We start from the raw sequence: 21,071 nt of genomic DNA, 5'->3' as shown, positions 1-21,071 counted from the left end.
CATGACCCAGCACCTCGCCGACGTACTTCCCACCTCCACCGGCACCCAGCCCGGCTGGTGGAGAGAAGCGGTGATCTACCAGGTCTATCCGCGCAGTTTCGCCGACTCCAACGGGGACGGCATGGGGGACCTCGAAGGCATCCGCAGCCGCCTGCCCTACCTCAAGGAGCTGGGCGTCGACGCCGTCTGGCTCAGCCCCTTCTACGCCTCCCCGCAGGCCGACGCGGGCTACGACGTCGCCGACTACCGGGCCATCGACCCCATGTTCGGCACCCTGCACGACGCCGACGCCGTGATCCGCGAGGCCCACGCGCTGGGGCTGCGCATCATCGTGGACCTCGTCCCCAACCACTGTTCCGACCAGCACGAATGGTTCAAGCAGGCGCTGCGCGAAGGTCCCGGCAGCCCGCTGCGCGAGCGGTTCCACTTCCGGCCCGGGCGGGGAGCCGACGGCGCGGAGCCGCCGAACGACTGGGAGTCGATCTTCGGGGGTCCGGCCTGGACCCGGGTCGCGGACGGCGAGTGGTACCTGCACCTCTTCGCCCCCGAACAGCCGGACTTCAACTGGGAGCACCCGGCCGTCCAGGACGAGTTCCGCTCCATCCTGCGGTTCTGGCTCGACCTCGGCGCCGACGGCTTCCGCATAGACGTGGCCCACGGCCTGGTGAAGGCCCCGGGCCTGCCCGACCTCGGCCGCGACGAACAGCTCAAGCTCCTCGGCAACCAGGTGCTGCCCTTCTTCGACCAGGACGGGGTGCACGAGATCTACCGCTCCTGGCGCCTGGTCCTGGACGAATACGCGGGCGACCGCATCGGCGTCGCCGAGGCCTGGACGCCGAGCGCGGACCGCACCGCGCTCTACCTGCGCCCCGACGAGCTGCACCAGGCCTTCAACTTCCACTACCTGAACACCGGCTGGGACGCCGAGGCGCTGCGCTCGGCCATCGACGAGTCCCTCGACGCGATGCGTCCGGTGGGGGCGCCGACCACGTGGGTGCTGTCGAACCACGATGTGGTGCGGCATGTGACGCGGTACGGGGGCGGGGCGCAGGGCCTGGCCCGGGCGCGGGCGGCCGCGCTGCTGATGCTGGCGCTGCCCGGGTCGGCGTACGTCTACCAGGGCGAGGAGCTCGGCCTGCCCGAGGTGGTGGACCTCCCGGACGAGGTGCGCCAGGACCCCTCCTTCTTCAAGGCGAACGGTCAGGACGGGCTGCGCGACGGCTGCCGCGTGCCGATCCCGTGGTCCGGCGACCGGGCCCCGTACGGCTTCGGCGCCGGCGGCAGCTGGCTGCCGCAGCCCGCCGAGTGGGCCGCCCTGAGCGTCGAGGCGCAGACCGGCGACCCGGCGTCCACGCTGGAGCTGTACCGGGCGGCGCTGCGGGTGCGGCGCGCGCACCCGGCGCTGGGCGCGGGAGACGCCGTCGAGTGGCTGCCCGCCCCGGCCGGCGTACTCGCCTTCCGCCGCGGGGACTTCGTCTGCACGGTCAACACGACGGAGGCGCCCGTACTCCTGCCCGCGCCCGGCACCGTCCTGCTCGCCAGCGCGGAGTTCGCGGAGCCCGGCATCCTCCCGGCGGACTGCACGGTGTGGTGGCAGGGGTGACTTCCCCGCTACGGCTGACGGACATCGCCGCGCAGGCCCGGGTCAGCGAGGCGACCGTCAGCCGTGTGGTCAACGGCAAGTCGGGCGTGGCGGCCGGCACCCGGCACCGGGTGCTGGCCGCGCTCGACCTGCTCGGCTACGAGCGGCCCGTCCGGCTCAAGCGGCGCAGCAACGGGCTGGTCGGCCTGCTGACTCCGGAGCTCACCAATCCGATCTTCCCGGCCTTCGCCCAGGTCATAGAGCAGACGCTGGCGGGGCACGGCTACACGCCCGTGCTGTGCACGCAGAGCCCGGGCGGGGCCACCGAGGACGAGCTGGTCGAGCAGTTGGAGGTACGGGGGGTCACTGGCATCGTCTTCCTGTCCGGCCTGCACGCGGACTCTTCCGCCGACCCCGCGCGCTACCAGCGGCTGGCGGCGCGGGGGGTGCCGTTCGTACTGATCAACGGGTTCAACGCGCGGATCAGCGCCCCCTTCGTCTCGCCGGACGACCGGGCGGCGGCGGACATGGCCGTACGGCACCTGGAGGACCTCGGGCACCGCAGGATCGGCCTGGCGATCGGCCCGACGCGCTACGTGCCCTCGGCCCGCAAGGAGCAGGGCTTCCTGGCGGCGCTGCCCTCCGCGGAGGCCGAGGGCCGCGTCCAGCGCACGCTGTTCACGGTGGAGGGCGGGCACGCGGCGGGCGGCGCCCTGCTGGACCGCGGCTGTACGGGCATCGTGTGCGGCAGCGACCCGATGGCGCTCGGGGTGATCCGCGCGGCCCGCGAGCGGGGGCTGCGGGTGCCGCAGGACGTGTCGGTGGTCGGCTTCGACGACTCGCCGCTGATCGCGTTCACGGATCCGCCGCTGACGACGGTGCGCCAGCCGGTACGGGCCATGGCGACGGCGGCGGTTGGCGCGCTGCTGGAGGCGGTGGCGGGCACGCCGGTGCAGCGCACGGAGTACGTGTTCCAGCCCGAACTGGTGGTGCGCGGTTCCACGGCGCAGGTGCCGGAGTCACCGTGAGGGGACCGGGCGGCCCGCCGGGTGCGGGGGGCCGCCCGGCCTTGGCAGGCCTGCGAAGTAGCGGCAAAAAATCATGGTATGGGCCCTTTTCTCCGGTGGGTGGAGCGCTATTCTTGAGGTAGGCCTACGGGATGAGCGAGGGAGCCCAACCGGAGTAGCCGACTTTGGCGGAGAGCTTGAGTCCGCCGTGGCCGACGTCATCGGATGGGCTGAGAGGCCGGAAGGTCGCAAGACCGGAAGGCGACCCCCACTACCTGATCCGGGTCATACCGGCGCAGGGAGCCCATCTCGTAGGTCGTTTTCGTGTCCTGTCGCGTTAGCCGCCCCTGCCCGCAGTTCATGATCGGGAGGGGCGGTCCACGTGTGCCCGGCTCAGTACGCTGGCCGGATGATTCGGACTGTCGTACTGGACGTCGGTGAGACCCTCACCCGTGACGACCGCTACTGGAACAGCTGGGCCGACTGGCTCGGCGTATCCCGGCACACCCTGTCCGCGCTGGTGGGGGCCATGGTCGTGGACGGCAGGGACAACGCCGACGCCATTCGTCTCGTGCGCCCGGACATCGACATCGCCGCGGAACACGCCGCCTCGGCCTCCCTGTGGACTTAGTCGTCACCTCCGGCGTGTGCGGCGTGGCCAAGTCATGACCGCCGTCGGCACAGTGGAGCCGGCTTGATGGGTGGGCGGGGCGCCCGTACCTGAGCCTTCGCGGCCTACGGGGATCGGGTGTCCGGCGGGGGTGCCAGGGGCCCCCACGTGACACGTGGCGGAAACAATCCTGCAATCCCTTGCGCAAAGTCTTGCAGGTGGTGGGGTCGGGCCCCTACGGTCGCCAGCATCCCCACCTCTCCGCCAGGAGGCCCCACATGCCCCGTACCGCAAGAACGTTGCTGGCAGCCACCGCCCTCGCCGCCGCCACCCTCACCGCGCAGGCTCCCCACGCCGCCGCGGTGCCTCCCGGTGGCAAGGACGTCACCGCCGTCCTCTTCGAGTGGAAGTTCGACTCCGTCGCCAAGGCCTGCACGAACACCCTCGGCCCCGCCGGCTACGGCTACGTCCAGGTCTCGCCACCCCAGGAGCACATCCAGGGCCCCCAGTGGTGGACCTCGTACCAGCCCGTCAGCTACAAGATCGCCGGTCGCCTCGGCGACCGCGCCGCCTTCAAGGCCATGGTGGACACCTGCCACGCCGCCGGGGTGCAGGTCGTCGCCGACACCGTCATCAACCACATGGCGGCCGGCGACGGCACCGGCACGGGCGGGACTTCGTACACGAAGTACGGCTACCCCGGCATCTACTCCGGTTCCGACATGGACGACTGCCGCTCCGTCATCTCCACCTACCAGGACCGGGGCAACGTCCAGAACTGCGAGCTCGTGCAGCTCGCCGACCTGGACACCGGCGAGGCCCACGTACGCGGCCGGATCGCGGGATACCTCAACGACCTCCTCTCCCTCGGCGTCGACGGCTTCCGGATCGACGCCGCCAAGCACATGCCCGCCGCCGACCTCACCGACATCAAATCCCGGCTCAGCAACCCGAACGCCTACTGGAAGCTGGAGGCGATCCACGGCGCCGGCGAGGCGGTCTCGCCGAGCGAGTACCTGGGCAGCGGGGACGTGCAGGAATTCCGCTACGCCCGCGACCTCAAGCGGGTCTTCCAGAACGAGAACCTCGCCTACCTCAAGAACTTCGGTGAGGCCTGGGGCCACCTGCCCAGCGGCCAGTCCGCCGTCTTCGTCGACAACCACGACACCGAGCGCGGCGGCGACACCCTCAACTACAAGGCGGGATCGGCCTACACCCTCGCCAACGTCTTCATGCTGGCCTGGCCCTACGGGTCCCCCGACGTGCACTCCGGCTACGAGTTCACCGCGCACGACGCGGGCCCGCCGAACGGCGGTTCCGTGAGCGCCTGTTACGCCGACGGCTGGAAGTGCCAGCACGCGTGGCGGGAGATCTCCTCGATGGTCGGCTTCCGCAACGCGTCCCGCGGCCAGTCCGTCACCGACTGGTGGGACAACGGCGGTGACCGGATCGCCTTCGGGCGCGGTGCCAAGGCGTACGTCGCCCTCAACCACGAGGGCTCGGCCCTGACCCGTACCTTCCAGACCTCCCTCGCGGCCGGTGACTACTGCGACGTGCAGAGCGGCCGTACGGTACAGGTGGACTCCGCCGGCCAGTTCACGGCCACCCTCGGCGCGGGTACCGCCCTCGCCCTGCACGTCAACGCCCGCACCTGCTCCGGCGCCGCGCCGACGACCCCGCCGCCCCCCGCCGCCACGGGCGCCTCCTTCCGCGTCGAGGCGACCACCGTCCCCGGCCAGGACATCTACGTCACCGGCGACCAGTCCGCCCTCGGCAACTGGAACACCGGCGCCGCCCTCAAGCTCGACCCGGCCGCCTACCCGGTGTGGAAGCTCGACGTCACCCTGCCCGCCGGCACGTCCTTCGCGTACAAGTACCTCCGCAAGGACGCCTCCGGCAACGTCACCTGGGAGAGCGGCGCCAACCGCACCGCCACCGTCCCCGCGAGCGGGGCCGTCGCGCTGAACGACACCTGGCGCGCCTGAGCCCCGCCCTCCCCTGGACCAGGGCCGCCCGGCAACACCGAACCCCCGCCGCCGGGCGGCCCTCACCCCGTCCCGTACACAAGGAGACCCGCCTTGATACGCCCTGCCGCAGGAGCCCTGGCCGCCGCGCTGGCCGTGACGCTCCTGCCCGCTCTGCCCGCGGCGGCCGCCACGGCCCGGCCCCCCGCCCCGCCCTCGGACGCGAAACTGGCCGCCGAACCGGCCCGCCACGACCTGACCCGGGAGCAGTTCTACTTCGTGCTCCCGGACCGCTTCGCGAACGGCGATCCCCGCAACGACCGGGGCGGCCTGACCGGCACCCGCCTGGAGACCGGCCTGGACCCGAAGGACAAGGGTTTCTACCAGGGCGGCGACCTCAAGGGGCTGACCGACCGGCTCGACTACATCGAGGGCCTGGGGACGACGGCCCTCTGGATGGCGCCGATCTTCAAGAACCAGCCGGTGCAGGGCAAGGGCGACGACGTATCGGCCGGCTACCACGGCTACTGGATCACCGACTTCACGCAGGTCGATCCCCACTTCGGCACCAACGCCGACCTGGAGCGGCTGATCGACAAGGCGCACGCGAAGGGGATGAAGGTCTTCTTCGACGTCATCACCAACCACACCGCCGATGTGGTCGACTACCGCGAGAAGTCCTACTCCTACCTCTCCAAGGGCGCCTTCCCGTACCTGACGAAGGACGGAGTCCCCTTCGACGACGCGGACTACGCCAACCACGCGGACGGCAAGCGGAAGTTCCCGAAGGTGTCGGAGGAGTCCTTCCCGCGCACGCCCTTCGTCCCGCCCGGCAAGGAGAACACCAAGGTCCCCGCCTGGCTCAACGATCCGACGATGTACCACAACCGGGGCGACTCCACCTTCGCCGGGGAATCCTCCGGCCAGGGTGACTTCTTCGGCCTGGACGACCTGTGGACCGAGCGTCCGGAAGTCGTCAGCGGGATGGAGAAGATCTACGAGAAGTGGGTCCGCGACTTCGACATCGACGGCTTCCGCATCGACACGGTCAAGCACGTCAACACCGAGTTCTGGACCCAGTGGGCCACCGCCCTCGACAAGTACGCGGCCGAGCGCGGACGCGAGGACTTCTTCATGTTCGGCGAGGTCTACTCCGCCGACACCGCCGTTACCTCCCCCTACGTGACGCAGGGCCGCCTGGACGCCACCCTGGACTTCCCGCTCCAGGACGCGATCCGCTCGTATGCCTCCCAGGGCGGCCAGGCGGCGCGGCTGGCCTCCGTCCTCGGCGACGACTACCGGTACACCAGTGGCAAGGCCAACGCCTACGAGCAGGTCACCTTCCTCGGCAACCACGACATGGGCCGCTTCGGGACCTTCCTGAAGCAGGACCGGCCGGGAGCGGGGGAGCAGGAGCTGCTGGACCGCTACCGGCTCGCCAACGAGCTGATGTTCTTCTCCCGGGGCAACCCGGTCGTCTACTCCGGCGACGAGCAGGGCTTCACGGGCGCGGGCGGCGACAAGGACGCCCGCCAGCCCCTCTTCGCCTCGCAGACCGCCGACTACCTGGACGACGACCAGCTCGGGACCCCGCGCACCCACGCGAGCGACGCCTACGATCCGGCGCACCCGCTCTACCGGCAGATCAGCGGCCTTTCGAAGCTGGCCAAGGAGCACCCGGCCCTGCGCGACGGCGTCCAGAGCGAGCGCCTCGCCGACGGTTCCGTCTACGCCTTCGCACGGACCGACGTCCGCAGCCGCACCGAGTACCTGGTCGCCGCGAACAACGCCGCCGCGCCCCGGACCGTGGAGATCGACGCCCCGCCCGGCGCCCAGTACCGCACCCTGTACGGCGGCACCGCGCTGATCCGCGCCTCCGCGGCCGGCAAGCTCACCGTCCCCGTCCCGGCCCTCGGCTCGGTCGTCCTCCAGGGCGCCACCCCCCTCGCGGCGCCCGCCACCAAGCCGGCCCTGACCCTGAAGGCCCCCGCGCCCGGGGCCGCCGGCACCGTCGAGCTGTCGGCCGAGGTCACCGGCGGCGGCCTGAACCGGGTCGTCTTCGCCGCGCAGAGCGGCGCCGGCAAGTGGCAGGTCCTCGGCTCCGCCGACCACGCCCCCTACAAGGTCACCCAGCACGTCACCGCCCCGGCGGGAACGCCCCTGCGGTACAAGGCCGTCGTCATCGACTCCGCCGGCCGCACCGCGAGCGCCCTCGCCGAATCCGTTGCCGGCCAGGCCCCCGTCGCCCAGCCTCCGACCGCCACCCAGCGGGACTACGCGGTCGTCCACTACAACCGGCCCGACGGCGATTACACGAACTGGCGGCTCTACGCCTGGGGCGACATCGCCGAGGGCGAAGCCACGCCCTGGCCCGCGGGCCACGGCTTCACCGGCCGCGACGCCCACGGCGCCTTCGCGTACGTCAAGCTCAAGCCCGGCGCCTCCACCGTCAGCTACCTCGTCATCGACAAGGACGGCAACAAGGACGTCGCCACCGACCGCACGATCGACGTGACGAGGACCGGCGAGATCTGGGTGGAGCAGGGCAAGGAGCAGGTCCGCACCGAGCGGCCCGCCCAGCCGCCGCAGGACCCGGCCAAGGCCGTCCTGCACTACCAGCGCCCGGACGGCGCGTACGACGGCTGGGGTCTGCACGTGTGGACCGGCGCCGCCGCCCCCACCGACTGGGCCAAGCCGCTGCTCCCGGCCCGCGTCGACTCCTACGGAGCGGTGTACGAGGTCCCGCTCGCCCCCGGCGCGACCTCGCTGAGCTACATCCTCCACAAGGGCGACGAAAAGGACCTCCCCTCCGACCAGTCCCTGGACCTGAAGGCCACCGGCCACGAGGTCTGGATGCTCGCGGGGCGCGAGAAGTACCTCCTCCCGCAGCCCGCCGGCTCCGCCGCCGCCCTGGACCTCACCAAGTCCGAGGCGGTCTGGATCGACCGCGACACCCTCGCCTGGAACGCCCCCGCGGCCGCCGCCTCCGTCCAGCTCCTCGCCTCCCGCGAGGGCGCCGTCAAAGCCGAGAACGGCACCCTGCACGAGGGCGGGGCCCAGTGGCTGCGCCTGAACAGGTCCGAGCTCACCGCCGCCCAGAAGCAGAAGTTCCCGCACCTGGCCGCATACGCCGCCCACACCGTCGACCCGCGCGACCGGGACCGCGTCCGCGAGGCCCTGCGCGGCCAGCTCGTCGCCAGCGCCCGCGCCGCCAACGGAGCCGTCCTCGCCGCCACGGGCGTCCAGCTCGCCGGCGTACTGGACGACCTGTACGCGGTCGCGGCGGCCGGCGCGCCCCTGGGGCCCGTCTTCAAGGACGGCCGCCCCACCCTCTCCGTGTGGGCCCCGACCGCCCGGCACGTCGACCTCGAACTCGACGGCCGCACCGTCGCCATGCGCCGCGACGACGCCACCGGCGTCTGGTCGGTGCGCGGTGAGCGCGACTGGACCGGCAAGCGCTACCGCTACGCCGTCACCGTCTGGGCCCCGAGCACCCGCCAGATGGTCCGCAACCTCGTCACCGACCCCTACTCCACCGCCCTGACCACCGATTCCACGCACAGCCTGGCCGTCGACCTGGCCGACCCGCAGCTCGCCCCGCCCGGCTGGCGCGAGCTGCGCAAGCCCGCACCGGTGCCCTTCACCTCGGCGCAGATCCAGGAGCTGCACATCCGCGACTTCTCCGTCGCGGACCGCACCAGCGGCCACCCCGGGCAGTACCTGGCCTTCACCGACAGCGCCTCGGCGGGCATGCGGCACCTGCGCGACCTGGCCGCGGCGGGCACCTCGTACGTCCACCTCCTGCCCGCCTTCGACATCGGGACCATCCCCGAGAACCCGGCGGACCGGACCGAACCGGCCTGCGACCTGAAGGTGTACGCGCCCGACTCCCAGGAGCAGCAGGCCTGCGTGGCCGCCGCGGCCGCGAAGGACGCCTACAACTGGGGCTACGACCCGCTGCACTACACCGTGCCGGAGGGCTCGTACGCGAGCGACCCGAGCGGCACGGCCCGTACGCCCGAGTTCCGCAAGATGGTCCAGGCCCTGAACGGGGCCGGCCTGCGCACGGTCATGGACGTGGTCTACAACCACACCGTCGCCTCCGGGCAGTCGGACAAGTCCGTCCTGGACCGCATCGTCCCCGGCTACTACCAGCGCCTGCTGGCGGACGGCTCGGTCGCCACCTCCACCTGCTGCGCCAACACGGCGCCCGAGAACGCGATGATGGGCCGCCTGGTCGTCGACTCGATCGTCACCTGGGCCAAGGAGTACAAGGTCGACGGCTTCCGCTTCGACCTCATGGGGCACCACCCCAAGGCCAACATCCTGGCGGTGCGCGCCGCCCTTGACTCCCTGACCCTCGCCAAGGACGGCGTGGACGGGAAGAAGATCATCCTTTACGGGGAGGGCTGGAACTTCGGCGAGATCGCGAACGACGCCCGCTTCGTCCAGGCCACGCAGAAGAACATGGCCGGCACCGGCATCGCCACCTTCTCCGACCGGGCCCGCGACGCGGTCCGCGGCGGCGGCCCCTTCGACGAGGACCCGCGCGTACAGGGCTTCGCCTCGGGCCTGTTCACCGAGCCGAACGGCTCACCCGCCAACGGCACCCCGGCCGAGCAGAAGTCCCGGCTCCTGCACGCCCAGGACCTGATCAAGGTCGGTCTCTCCGGCAACCTCGCCTCGTACTCCTTCACCGACACCGCCGGCCGCCGCGTCAAGGGCTCCGACGTGGACTACAACGGCGCCCCGGCCGGATACGCGGCCGCCCCCGGCGACGCCCTCGCCTACGCGGACGCCCACGACAACGAAACCCTCGCCGACGCCCTCACCTACAAGCTCCCGCCCGCCACCAGCGCCGGGGACAAGGCCCGCATGCAGGTCCTCGCCATGGCGACGGCCGCCCTCTCGCAGGGCCCGGCCCTCTCCCAGGCGGGCACGGACCTGCTCCGCTCCAAGTCCCTCGACCGCAACTCCTACGACAGCGGGGACTGGTTCAACGCCATCCACTGGAACTGCCAGGACGGCAACGGCTTCGGCCGCGGTCTGCCCCCGGCCGCCGACAACGCCCCCAAGTGGCCTTACGCCAAGCCCCTCCTGACCGCCCCGGCGCCCACCTGCGCCGACATCACAGGAGCGGCGTCGGCCTACCGGGACCTGCTGAAGATCCGTACGACGGAAGGTGCCTTCGCCCTCACCACCACGGAGGCGGTCCAGTCCCAGCTGGCCTTCCCCCTCTCGGGCAAGGACGAGACCCCGGGCGTGATCACCATGACCCTGGGCGACCTGGTGGTCGTCTTCAACGCCACGCCCACCGGCCAGACCCAGCGGATCCCCGGCCTGGCCGGCCGCGCGTACGGGCTGCACCCGGTCCAGGCCGCGGGCTCCGACACCACGGTCAAGCGGGCGGCCTACGACACGACGACGGGAGAGTTCACGACGCCGGCCCGCACGGTCGCCGTCTTCACGCGACGCTGAGCCGGTCGTCTCCACGCGACGCTGAGCCGGTCGTCTTCACCCGATGCCGAGTCGCGGCCCCGCGCGACGCTGAGCGCCGTCTTCAGACGGCGCTCAGCCGGTCGAGCCGCTTCTCCAGCAGGATCACTCCGTACACCCGGCCGTCCGCGGCCTGCTTGGACGGAAACTCCCCGACCACCCGGTAGCCCGCATCCCGGTAGTACGCGAGCAGCCGGGGGTTGGTGGAGACGCAGTCCAGCCGCGCCCGCTCCCGCCCGGTCCTGGCGATCCGCCGCTCGGCGTGTTCGAGCATGCGGCGCCCGGCCCCGGCGGGCGCGGCCCCGCGCTCCACCATCAGCCGGTGCACATAGCCCGCGACGGGCGGCTGGACGCCCCAGGCCTCCTCGTCGGCCCACCACAGCTCGTACGCGCCGCACACGCGGCCGTCGTCGTCGGAGGCCATCCACACCTCCCCGTCGCGCATCATCGCCCGGAAGTGCGCGGCGTCCTTCTCCCCGGGCTTCCACTGCTCGATCCCGCGCTCGCGCATCCACCGGGCAGCCTGGTCGTACAGCTCCACCAGGGTGCCGGCGTCCTTCTCCTCGGCCTGCCGGAACAAGATCCCGTCGTCAATGATCACGCGGGCATTATCGCCAGATCAACGGATTACCGGATCAACGGACCACCGCGGGCCCGGACCCCGGCCCGCCCGGCATCCCGCCTGGCATCCCGCCCGGCGCCGCGCCCCCCGTCCCGCCCGCATCCGCCGTCCCGCCCGCCTCCGGTACCGCCTCCGGTACCGCCTCCGCGTCCGGTGCCTCGCCCGGCAGCAGCGCCACCAGCCGCCCGACCAGTTGCCCGAAGGGCCCGTCCGCCGGCTCGTCCGACAGGATCCGCACCAGGATCCCCGCCATCCGCTCGTCGTAGGCGGCGCTCACCGCGGCCAGCGCGGCGAAGTCGTGCACGAGCTGCAACTCCAGCTCCCCGCGCGGGATCTTCCGCCCGTCCAGCCAGAGCAGCGCCGTGGACTCGGCGAGCGACACCCAGGACCGCACGACCAACTCCAGCCGGGCGGGCGGCTCCTCGATCCCCAGGTGCGCGAGGATCTGCTCGTACGCCGCCTGCCGGACCTCGTCGATCATGGCGTTGGCCCGGCTGCTCCCGGCTGCGGGGCCGCCCCGCATCAACGCCGAGAAACCGGGCCCGTGTTCGTCCACGAAGGCGAAGAACCGCCCCATGACCCGCAGCAGCCGCGCCCCGAGCGGCCCCTCCATCGGTTCCACGAACCGCAGCGCCAGCTCATCGGCCGCCCGCCGCAGCGCGGCCTCGTAGAGGCTCAGCTTGCCGGGAAAGTAGTGGTAGACGAGCGGCCGCGATATCCCCGCGGCCGCCGCGATCTCATCGATCGACACATCGTCGGGCGAGCGGTGGCTGAACAGCTCCAGGGCGACCCCGATCAGCTGCTGTCGCCGCTCCTCGACACCCATCCTGCGCCGCACCCCGGTTGTCATGCGGACACCCTACTTCGCCCCTCCTCCGTCCTCACCAGCCCACCGCGGGGCGGCAGTCAGAGGTCCAGGGCCAGGTGGCGGCCCTTGGCGCGCGAGACGCACAGCAGCATCGAATCCGCGCGCTCCTGGTCCGTGAGCAGTTCGTCGCGGTGGTCCACCTCGCCCGCCAGTACGCGGTGCTGGCAGGTGCCGCAGAATCCCTGCTGGCAGGAGTACGGGGTGTCCGGAAGCTCCCTGCGGACGGCGGTGAGCACGGATTCCTCCGCGCCGACCTCGACGGTGCGCCCGGAGCGGCGCAGTTCGACCGCGAAGCCCTTCGCCGGGCCGGTCTCCGGCGGGGCGAAGCGCTCCAGGTGGACGGCGGCGGGGTCGGGCACGGCCGCGGTGACGGCCCGCATCAGGGGATCGGGGCCGCAGCAGTACACCAGCGTGCCGGGCCCGATCCCGGCGAGCGGGGCCAGGTCGGGCAGGCCCCCCTCGTCCTCCGGGACGACCGTGACGCGCCGCCCGTACGCGGCGAGTTCGGCGAGGAAGGGCATCGAGGCGCGCGAGCGGCCGCCGTAGAGGAGGGTCCAGTCGGCGCCCGCCGCCGTGGCCGCCCGCAGCATCGGCAGGACCGGGGTGATGCCGATGCCGCCCGCGACGAAGACGTACGACGGCGCCGGGACCAGCTCGAAGCGGTTGCGCGGGGGCCGCAGTTCCAGCTCCGCGCCCTCCACCAGCTGGGCGTGCGCCTCGCGCGAGCCGCCGCGGCCGTCCTCGACCAGGCGGATCGCGATCCTGTACGTGCCGCTGTCGGCGGGGTCGCCGCACAGGGAGTACTGCCGGATCAGCCCCGAGGGCAGGGTGACGTCCACATGCGCGCCCGGCGTCCACGGCGGGAGGTCGGGCGACCGCAGCCCCAGCTCCAGCACACCGAGCGCCGGCTCCGTACGGGAGGTGATCAGCGCCCGCAGCGGGCGGCGCGGGGAGTGGCCCGAGACGGGCGTCTCCAGGGCGGGCAGCGGCCAGAGGGGGGAGGCGCCGAGGCGGCGGTTCAGGGCGCGCCTGGCCAGCCAGGCCGCCGCCGCTGCCGTCGTGGTGATCGTGAGGGCCCGCCTCATGCCCCGGCACCGCCGTTCGGGCCGCCCGTTGTGGCACCGGTCGGGCCGCCGGTCCTGATGCCGTTCGCGCCGGGGGAGGAGGCGAGGTAGGCCACCGCCTGGGCCGTGGAGCACTCCTGGGACGGGTGGTAGGTACGGGAGAGGTACTTGGGGACGGACTTCAGCATCGAGCCCGCCGAAGGCAGGACGCCGCGGCGCCCAGCCCGGACGAACTGGCGGAAGGAGGCCTTGCCGCCGGCCAGCCGGGGATCGTTCTCCATGAAGAAGCGGACCCCGCGCTGCCACAGGAAGACCAGGGCCGAGAAGGCGGTCGCCCAGGTCCGGACCCGGCGCCGGTAGCCGCCGTCGACGTGCATGAAGAGGTCGAAGGCCACCGAGCGGTGCTCCACCTCCTCCGCCCCGTGCCAGCGCAGCAGGTCCAGCATGGTCGGGTCGGCGCCCCGCCGGTCGAGCTCCTCGGCGTTCAGCACCCAGTCGCCGAGGAAGGCCGTGTAGTGCTCGATCGCCGCGATCATCGCGACCCGCTCCATCAGCCACCAGTGCCGCGCCCGGCCCGGAGGCAGGGTCCGGTCGCCCAGCAGCTTCTCGAAGAGCCAGTCCACCTGCGCCGTGTAGGGAGTGGGCTCCAGGCCCAGCCGCTTCAGGTGGGGCAGTACGTCGTCGTGCGCGGCGGCGTGCGTGGCCTCCTGGCCGATGAAGCCGACGACATCGGCGCGCAGCCGCTCGTCCTTGATGTACGGGAGCACCTGCTTGTAGACGTGTACGAACCACCGCTCACCCGCGGGGAGGAGCAGATGCAGCACATTGATCATGTGCCCGGCGAAGGGCTCGCCGGGCAGCCAGTGGAGCGGCGTGTCCTCCCAGCCGAAGGACACCTTCCGGGGCTTGAGGGCTATGTGTTCCGACGCCACGGGAGCGGGCGCGGGCGGCGTATTAGACATGGCGTCAATGTACTGAGGGGTAGGTGCGAGGAGAACCCCTCTGCACCCACTTCCTTGCCGCGTCGCACGCGCCCCCGGGGCCCCGCTAGCGCAGCACCCCCGCCTTCGTGCCGTCCGTGAGTTTGCCCGACAGGTCGACCTGCGCGCCCGCCGGGGCCTTGACCGCCAGCCGGTTGCCGTTCGCGGACCCGCTCACCCCGCCTCCCGAGACCGACAGCGAGGCGAACTGCGCGCTGCCCGCCGCCAGGACGTACCACTGGCCCCCGCGCGACTTCCACAGCACGCCCGCCAGCACCCGCGGCTCCCGCTGTCCGCACGCCGCCGATCCCTCCGACTTGGCGGCCTGCGCCGCCAGCGGGACGCCCGGGGCCAGGAACTGCGCCTGCACCCGGTCCGCCGTGCCCCGCCAGGTCTCGGCCCGCGTGCACAGCCAGGTCGCCGTGCCGTCGCCCTCGGGCAGCGGCTGCTTCGCGTACGTCCAGGCGTTGACCGTGCGCACCCCGTGCGAGCGGACCGAGGGCAGCAGGCAGGCGGTCTTCGACCAGTCGGCGAGCTCGGCGGTCTCCGTCACATCACGCTCGGCGCCCGGCGCGCCCGACGTCAGCCGGGCCGGGGTCAGCTCGCCGAGGTCGGTGATCAGGCGGGTGGCGCCGTCACCGGTGAGGGACAGCGCGTTCCAGCTGGTGCAGTCGCCCGCCGGAGCGGGGCTCGCCACCGGCGGGGTGACCCCGTTGGGGCCCGGCTTCAGCGGTACGGCGGCCTCGCCCGGCTTGAGCAGGTCCCGCAGTGCCGCGCCGGTGACCCAGGGCGCGGTGAGGTAGCGGACATTGCCGTCGACCCGGCTGAGCACCAGAGCGGTGGCGGTGTCCGCCGAAGCGCCGTCGGTGCGGGCGAAGTCCAGGGCCGCGCCCGCGGTCCCGGCGAGCGGTTCGGCGTAGCGGACCACGCGCAGCCCGTCGTACAGCAGCACCACGACGGCCTGGTCGACGGCGCCGGCGAACAGCAGCTGCGGCGGTCCCATCGGCGGTCCGGCGGGGGTGCCGGGGGTGGCCGAGACGACCACGGAGGAGCCGGGGCGCGCCCACACGGCCAGCGCCCGGCGCAGCAGGGCGGCGTCGTCGGCGCGGTCGCCGCGGGCGGGCCAGGAGGAGAAGTCCGTACGGGACGACGTACGCCACACCGTGGGCGCGGTCCGCAGCAGGTTGGCGGGATCGAGGGCCTGTTCGGCCGCGGCGTTGCGGGAGTACGGCGGTGCGGCGGCGCCGTCCGCGCCCCAGCCGCCGCCCGGCAGCGCGAGCAGCGCCCCGCACACGGCGAGGGCGGCGCCGGCGGCGAGGGCGGCCCGGGCGAAGCGGCGCCGGCGCAGCAGGTCGGTGGGGCGGGCCTGGAGCACGCACGCGTCGAACTCGGGGGAGGTGAAGAGGGCGTCGTTCGCCGGGTCCCCGGATTCCGCGACCGCGGCGGCGGGATCCGCGACCCCCGCCTCGGTGAGCACGCGCAGCACTTCCGGTTCGGGCAGCCGTTCCAGGGCGCGCAGCACGCACGCGGCGCGGCCGGGCCCGTCGAGGGTCGCCAGCCACTGGTCGAGCGCCAGCTCCTCGGCCCCGCCGGAGCGCGGGAACAGCCGCAGCCCCCACACCTGGGGCAGCACCGGCGGCAGCTGCGCACGCCGGGGCAGGGCGCGGAAGGTCAGGGGGATCCCGGCCTCCAGGGCGGCGCGCAGCACCCGCAGCCGGACGTACGCGTACCCCGCTTGGGAGTCCGGCCCGCGCTGCCCGGGGATCCCGCCCCGCACGGCGGCGGCAGCGTGCCGGCGCCCGCGCGGCAGGGCCCGCTGGACGAGCGCATGGGCGGTGAGCACCCGGCGGTTGCGGCCGAGGGTGGGCGGCAGCACCAGGTAGGCGAGCCGCACCAGCCGCGGGTAGTGCTCGACGATGGCGGCCTCGGCCTGCTCGACATCGGGAGACAGGGGGCGGTTGGCGGTATCCGGCGCAGTCACGTTCAGCAGAACGAGCGAATCGTCGGATGGTCACCCGCCCCCAGCGCACCCGTTCGGGTCAAAACGTGCCGGGCCTGGGCGATGAGCGTCAGGCCACCAGGCGGGCGCGCAGGGCCTCGACCGTCGCGTCGTCCACGCCGAGGCCCTCGCGCACGTACTTCTCCATGGAGCCGTAGCGCGTCTCGACCTCGGCCAACGCGGCTTCCAGGTAGGAGGGGAAGACGCCGATCAGCGCCAGGGCGATGTCCGGGTCGCCGCCGGCCGCCGTGAAACCCTGGATGAGCGGGGCGAAGGCCTGCTTGACCGCCGGGTTGACGGAGAGGTACTCCGCCATGATCGTCTCCTCGTCCGCGCCGAGCAGCGCGAGGACGACCGTCGCGCCCCAGCCCGTACGGTCCTTGCCGGCGGTGCAGTGGAAGAGCAGCGGGCCGGCCCCGGGGTCGGCCAGCGCGGTGAGCAGGGTCCGGTAGGCGGCCTGGGCGGAGCCGGAGTGCACGAAGGCCCGGTAGGTGTCGGCGAACAGCGCCTGCGCCTTGCCGCCGCCCAGGTGCTCCTCGGCGACCACCGGGTCGGACAGCAGGTCCTTGAGCTGTACGGCGGCGGGCTTCTCGGCGGAGCTCAGCTGGTCCGCGAGGACGTCCCCGACGATGATCCGGACACCGTCCGGAAGCCGGTCGGGGTGGTCGGCGCGCTCGGCCTCGGTGCGGAAGTCGATGACGGTACGCACACCCAGCGCGGCCACGACCGGATCGGCGTCGAGGTCGAGCCGGTCGAGCTGGCCCGAGCGCAGGACCAGGCCGGGACGGACGGTCCGGCCGCCGGAGAGCGGGGTGCCGCCGAGGTCGCGGAGGTTGGCGACGGTGGTGGAGGGGGTGGCGGACATCCTGGTGGCTCCCGTGGTGTGCGAGGTGTTCGTGTCAGGCGGCGGCGTCATGCAATTTTCTGCCGGTTCGTCCCGGAAAGATAATCGGATGCCAGTGACACCGCGATGCCGATGCCCAGCGCCGCCAGATGCCCGGCGTCGGTGAAGGTGCGCCCGCGCTTGACCACCGGGGCCGCCGCGAGGGCCAGCAGGCCCAGCCGGGTGGCCGTGCGGACCGGCCCGCGCGGCAGGGCCGAGGTCAGGGCGCCCAGTACGGCGTTGAATCCGTAGCTGGTCCCCACGTCCAGGGCGCGGCGGGTCAGCGGACCGGCCCTCCCGCGCAGGGCGCCGTAGACGAGGAGGGTCGCCGCGGCGTGGCCGAGGAGGAACACGCCCGCCGCCCACCAGGCCCCGTACGCGTACTCCGCGTAGCCCAGGACCGCGACCAGCAGCAGCACGTAGGGCAGGGGCATGGGCTCCTCCACGACGAAGGCGCTGCTCAGCAGCGTCTCCCAGCGTCCGGCGGCGAGATTGTCGACATTCGTCGAGCAGCTCAGCAGCACCTGCTCCCGCTCCGCGGCGCCCATCCGCTCCAGCGCGTACGCCCCGAGCTGGACCCCGACGCCGTAGACCGCTCCCAGTGGCAATGGCTTCACCCGCACATGATCGGATACGGCCCCGGGCCCGGCATCACCGGGCCCCGTGGGAGCATGTCTGCGCCATGTCCGAGAACCCAGCGCCGATGCGCGCCGTACGGGCCGCGATGTTCGCGGCGGTGTGCGTCGCCCTGGGTGCGATGGGGCATTCGTCCATGTCTGGGATGGATATCCCGTTCGTGGGGCTTCTGGGGGCTTTCGCCGTGACCGGAGCGCTCGCATGGCTCGGCGCCGGGCGGCGCCGGGGCCCGGGCGGGATCACGGCGGCGCTGCTCGGCGTGCAAGCCGTGCTGCACCTGGTCTTCTCGGGCGGCCAGGCGGCGAAGTCCGCGGCCACGGCCGCACCCGCGCCGGACCCGATGCCCGGGCACCACCACGCGCACCAGGCGCACCATGAGCCGGGCGTGCACATGCCGGGCGGGGGCGGGGTCCCGCGGGACGCCGGGACCCACGCCGTGCCGGGACCGCCCCATGGGGCGGACGCGGCGGGCGGGGGCGGCGTGACCGACGTGACCGGCCCGACCGATCTGCCCGGTGCGGCCGATCTGGGTGACCTGGGTGACCTGGGTGACCTGGGCGGCTTGGGCGGCTTGGGCGGCCTGGCCGATCCGACCGGCCTGGCCGACCTGGCCGACCTGGCCGCCATGGCCGGGCACGGCGGCGCCGGGATGATCCTCGCGCACCTGCTCGCCGGACTGTTCTGCGCCGCCTGGCTGGCCCGGGGCGAGGCCGCCGTCTTCCGGCTGGCCGGGGTCCTGGGATCGGCCGCGCTGCTGGCCGCCCGGCCGCTCGCCCGCGCGCTCGCCCTGGTGCGGGCGCGGGCGGCCGTCGTACCGCCACCGCCGGTGTCCGTGAAGCGCCCCCCGCGCAGGCGGCCGCGCCGCCTGCGCGGCGCCGTACCCGCCCATGCCGTGGTGCGCCGCGGGCCGCCCGCCCGGCGCGAACCGCGTGCCACGGCCCCCGGCCGGCCTGCCCCCGCCTGAGTCGCGCACGCGACCGGCGCGAGGTGAGAGGCGAGACCCGGGGCCGATTTCCCCATGTCTTCGCCAACACCTAGGACCATCATGTCCCTTGACGAGGTTCAGGACGTCCGCGCCGCGGACGCCGACATACCCGCCGACCGCCGCGGGAGCTGGGCCGCCCTGCGGCCACTGCTCCTGCGCATGCACTTCTACGCGGGCCTGCTCATCGCCCCGCTGCTGTTCGCCGCCGCCGCGACCGGGCTGCTGTACGCCGCCTCGTGGCAGGCCGAGAGGATCCTCTACGCCGACGAACTGACCGTCGACCGGGCGGGCGGGAGCCCGCTGCCGCTCAGCGCCCAGGTGGAAGCGGCGAAGGGCGCCGCGCCCCGGGGCGAGATCGTGTCCGTATGGCCCGCGCCCGACGCCGAGGCCACCACCCGCGTGATCATGGAGAGCCCGGGGCTTGCCGAGGGCGAGACCCTCACCGTGTTCGTCGACCCGTATACGGCCCAGGTGCGCGGACAGCTCACCACCGCCGGTGACGCACTGCCGCTGCGGGCCTGGCTGAGCGAATTCCACTCCAGCCTCCAGCTCGGCGAGTTCGGCCGCCTCTACAGCGAACTGGCCGCCAGCTGGCTGTGGGTGGTCGCGCTGGGCGGGCTCGCCCTGTGGATCGGCCGCCGCCGCGAGCGGAAGTCGCGGCTCGTCCTCCCGGACCCCAAGGCCACCGGCCGGCGCCGGACCCTGTCCTGGCACGGGGCCGTCGGGCTCTGGGCCGTGGCCGGACTCGTCGCCCTGTCCGCGACCGGACTGACCTGGTCCCGGTACGCGGGCGAGAACATCGGGCAGGTCCAGGACCGCCTCGGCGGGGCCACGCCCACCGTCTCCGCGTCGGTCAACGGGGCCGGGGCCGGGGCCGGGGAGCACGCCGGACACCACATGACCGAGGGCATGGAGATGCCGCCCCCGGCCCCCGCCGCCGACATCGGCATCGACGGGGCCGTGGCCGCCGCCCGGGCGGCCGGGGTCACCGAGCACCTCCAGGTCACGCTGCCGGCCGAGGGCAAGGGGTACGTGGTCAAGGAGAAGGACAAGCAGGTCCCGGTGCACCTGGACACCGTCGCCGTCGATCCCGCCGACGGCCGGATCGTGGACGAACTGCGCTTCGCCCATTACCCGTTGCTCGCCCAGTTCACCCGCTTCGGCATCGACCTGCACATGGGGCTGACCTTCGGCCTCGCCAACCAGCTCGCACTGGCCGCGCTCGCCGTCGCGGTGATGTTCCTCGTCGTCTGGGGCTACCGCATGTGGTGGCTGCGCCGTCCCACCCAGGACCGGAAGCTGTCCGCCGGCCGCCCGCAGCCGCGCGGCGCCTGGCGGAGGCTGCCGGTGACCGTGCTGCTCCCGACGGCCGCGGTGACCGCCGTGCTCGGCTGGTTCCTGCCGCTGCTCGGCATCAGCCTGCTGGCGTTCCTCGCGGTCGACGTACTGCTCGGCCTCGCGGCCCGCCGCCGCACCGAGGCCGCGTAGCCGGGTGGGCCCGTGCTCCGGGAGCGGGAGTACGGGCCCACGCGCGGGCCGGCGAACCGGTCAGGGCGCGTACTTGTAGCCCACCCGGCGCACGGTCTGGATCGCGTCGCGGTGGGCGGCGCCGAGCTTGCGGCGCAGGCGGGCGATGTGCACGTCCACGGTCCGGCCGTCCCCGACGTGCCCGTAACCCCACACGGTGGTGACCAACTGGTCCCGGCTGTGCACCCGGTACGGGTGCGCCACCAAGTGGGCCAGGAGCTCGAACTCCAGGAACGTCAGGTCGAGCGCCCTTCCGTCGACCTCGGCGGTGCGTAGCGCCGCGTCAATGCGGACCAGGGCGTCACCCGGGCCGGCCGGGGTGCCGGAAGTCCGAGGGGCGGGGACGGCCTGCGGGGCGACGACGGCGGACGGATGCTGGTCGGCCGGGACGAGCAGCAGGTAGCCGACCATCGGAGGCCGGCCCGGCAGCGTCGGCAGGGTGTGCGCGGGCGCGGGCAGCCAGGTGGCGCCGGGCGGTAGGAGGTCCACCACGCGGGCCACCTCATCCCGCTCCACGGCTCGGAGCCGCTGGCGCGGACCGGGCGGGAAGGGCAGGGGAGTGGTGGTCGCAGCGGCCGGGACGGAGGCGGCGGAGGTCAGGGGACGGGTGTGGGCCATGAGTGGTCAGCTCTTTCACGCGAAGTGGTCGACAGGAGACGTACGGACGTCGTCGTACCGCGCGGACCGAAGGCCTCGGGGGAAGCTCCGGCGGGAGATCCCGGAGGGTGCGGAGGATCCCGGAGGCTTTAGAGGGCCGGCGCGTTCTTCGCGCGGCAACACACCCGGTCGAAATCGTGATGCTGACGGGACGGCCAGAACGGCTCAAGGTCGCTGCGACCGGTCGAGGC

14 protein-coding genes and 1 pseudogene are annotated in these 21,071 nt (G+C 73.2%); 7 read left to right on the top strand and 8 right to left on the bottom strand.

All coding sequences use genetic code 11. From position 1 onward, the window contains the following. Window position 1: 1 nt before the first annotated feature. From ACWDX7_RS06865 to pulA, 5 genes and pseudogenes are all read left to right on the top strand, one after another. Window positions 2-1,603: a glycoside hydrolase family 13 protein gene (locus ACWDX7_RS06865; protein WP_451491178.1), complete on the top strand. Its 1,602-nt coding sequence runs from the start codon at window positions 2-4 to the stop codon at window positions 1,601-1,603. After that, the gene (locus ACWDX7_RS06860; protein ID WP_451491179.1) at window positions 1,588-2,610 is read left to right on the top strand and encodes a LacI family DNA-binding transcriptional regulator; all 1,023 of its coding nucleotides are present in this window, start codon (window positions 1,588-1,590) and stop codon (window positions 2,608-2,610) included. Before ACWDX7_RS06865 ends, ACWDX7_RS06860 begins: the two co-directional genes overlap by 16 nt. 388 nt (window positions 2,611-2,998) lie before the next feature. Further along, window positions 2,999-3,199: pseudogene (locus ACWDX7_RS06855) on the top strand (HAD family hydrolase); the annotation flags it as partial. A 278-nt stretch (window positions 3,200-3,477) separates the two neighbouring features. Beyond that, entirely contained in the window at window positions 3,478-5,184 is a 1,707-nt protein-coding gene (locus ACWDX7_RS06850) for a carbohydrate-binding module family 20 domain-containing protein (RefSeq protein WP_451491180.1), read from the top strand. 93 nt (window positions 5,185-5,277) lie between these two features. Further along, a complete protein-coding gene (pulA, locus tag ACWDX7_RS06845; protein WP_451491181.1) occupies window positions 5,278-10,641 on the top strand; it encodes a pullulanase-type alpha-1,6-glucosidase in 5,364 nt (1,787 codons plus the stop codon). Between the two features lie 82 nt (window positions 10,642-10,723). Here the strand turns inward: pulA and ACWDX7_RS06840 are convergent, their stop codons facing one another. The 7 genes from ACWDX7_RS06840 to ACWDX7_RS06810 form a co-directional block, all read right to left on the bottom strand. Continuing rightward, entirely contained in the window at window positions 10,724-11,260 is a 537-nt protein-coding gene (locus ACWDX7_RS06840) for an N-acetyltransferase family protein (RefSeq protein WP_451491182.1), read from the bottom strand. A 34-nt stretch (window positions 11,261-11,294) separates the two neighbouring features. Further along, window positions 11,295-12,131: a TetR/AcrR family transcriptional regulator gene (locus ACWDX7_RS06835; RefSeq protein ID WP_451491183.1), complete on the bottom strand. Its 837-nt coding sequence runs from the start codon at window positions 12,129-12,131 to the stop codon at window positions 11,295-11,297. A 56-nt stretch (window positions 12,132-12,187) separates the two neighbouring features. Continuing rightward, window positions 12,188-13,234, bottom strand: coding sequence for a PDR/VanB family oxidoreductase (locus ACWDX7_RS06830; protein ID WP_451491184.1), 1,047 nt, complete (start codon window positions 13,232-13,234; stop codon window positions 12,188-12,190). Beyond that, window positions 13,231-14,175 carry a metal-dependent hydrolase gene (locus tag ACWDX7_RS06825; protein WP_451491185.1) on the bottom strand — a complete coding sequence of 315 codons (945 nt, stop codon included), beginning with the start codon at window positions 14,173-14,175 and terminating at the stop codon, window positions 13,231-13,233. Before ACWDX7_RS06825 ends, ACWDX7_RS06830 begins: the two co-directional genes overlap by 4 nt. A gap of 85 nt (window positions 14,176-14,260) precedes the next feature. Continuing rightward, window positions 14,261-16,183, bottom strand: a complete 1,923-nt coding sequence (locus ACWDX7_RS06820) for a hypothetical protein (RefSeq protein WP_451491203.1) — start codon at window positions 16,181-16,183, stop codon at window positions 14,261-14,263. Window positions 16,184-16,262: 79 nt separating this feature from the next. Beyond that, window positions 16,263-17,057, bottom strand: coding sequence for a tyrosine-protein phosphatase (locus ACWDX7_RS06815; protein WP_451491204.1), 795 nt, complete (start codon window positions 17,055-17,057; stop codon window positions 16,263-16,265). Between the two features lie 47 nt (window positions 17,058-17,104). Beyond that, window positions 17,105-17,692, bottom strand: coding sequence for a rhomboid-like protein (locus tag ACWDX7_RS06810; RefSeq protein ID WP_451491186.1), 588 nt, complete (start codon window positions 17,690-17,692; stop codon window positions 17,105-17,107). A gap of 65 nt (window positions 17,693-17,757) precedes the next feature. On the opposite strand from ACWDX7_RS06810, the gene ACWDX7_RS06805 reads away from it, so the two are divergent. Both ACWDX7_RS06805 and ACWDX7_RS06800 read left to right on the top strand, forming a co-directional pair. Beyond that, window positions 17,758-18,675 (top strand): hypothetical protein, encoded by a 918-nt coding sequence (locus ACWDX7_RS06805; protein ID WP_451491187.1) that lies wholly within the window; start codon window positions 17,758-17,760, stop codon window positions 18,673-18,675. A gap of 81 nt (window positions 18,676-18,756) precedes the next feature. Next, window positions 18,757-20,184, top strand: a complete 1,428-nt coding sequence (locus ACWDX7_RS06800; protein ID WP_451491188.1) for a PepSY-associated TM helix domain-containing protein — start codon at window positions 18,757-18,759, stop codon at window positions 20,182-20,184. A gap of 60 nt (window positions 20,185-20,244) precedes the next feature. On the opposite strand, the gene ACWDX7_RS06795 is transcribed toward ACWDX7_RS06800, so the two are convergent. Further along, a complete protein-coding gene (locus ACWDX7_RS06795; protein ID WP_451491189.1) occupies window positions 20,245-20,841 on the bottom strand; it encodes a winged helix-turn-helix domain-containing protein in 597 nt (198 codons plus the stop codon). Between the last annotated feature and the right edge of the window lie 230 nt (window positions 20,842-21,071).

This window comes from Streptomyces sp. NPDC003034 (assembly GCF_053591375.1).
Note: the sequence above shows the minus strand (reverse complement) of the source record. Positions and strands in the feature narration are given on the sequence as shown.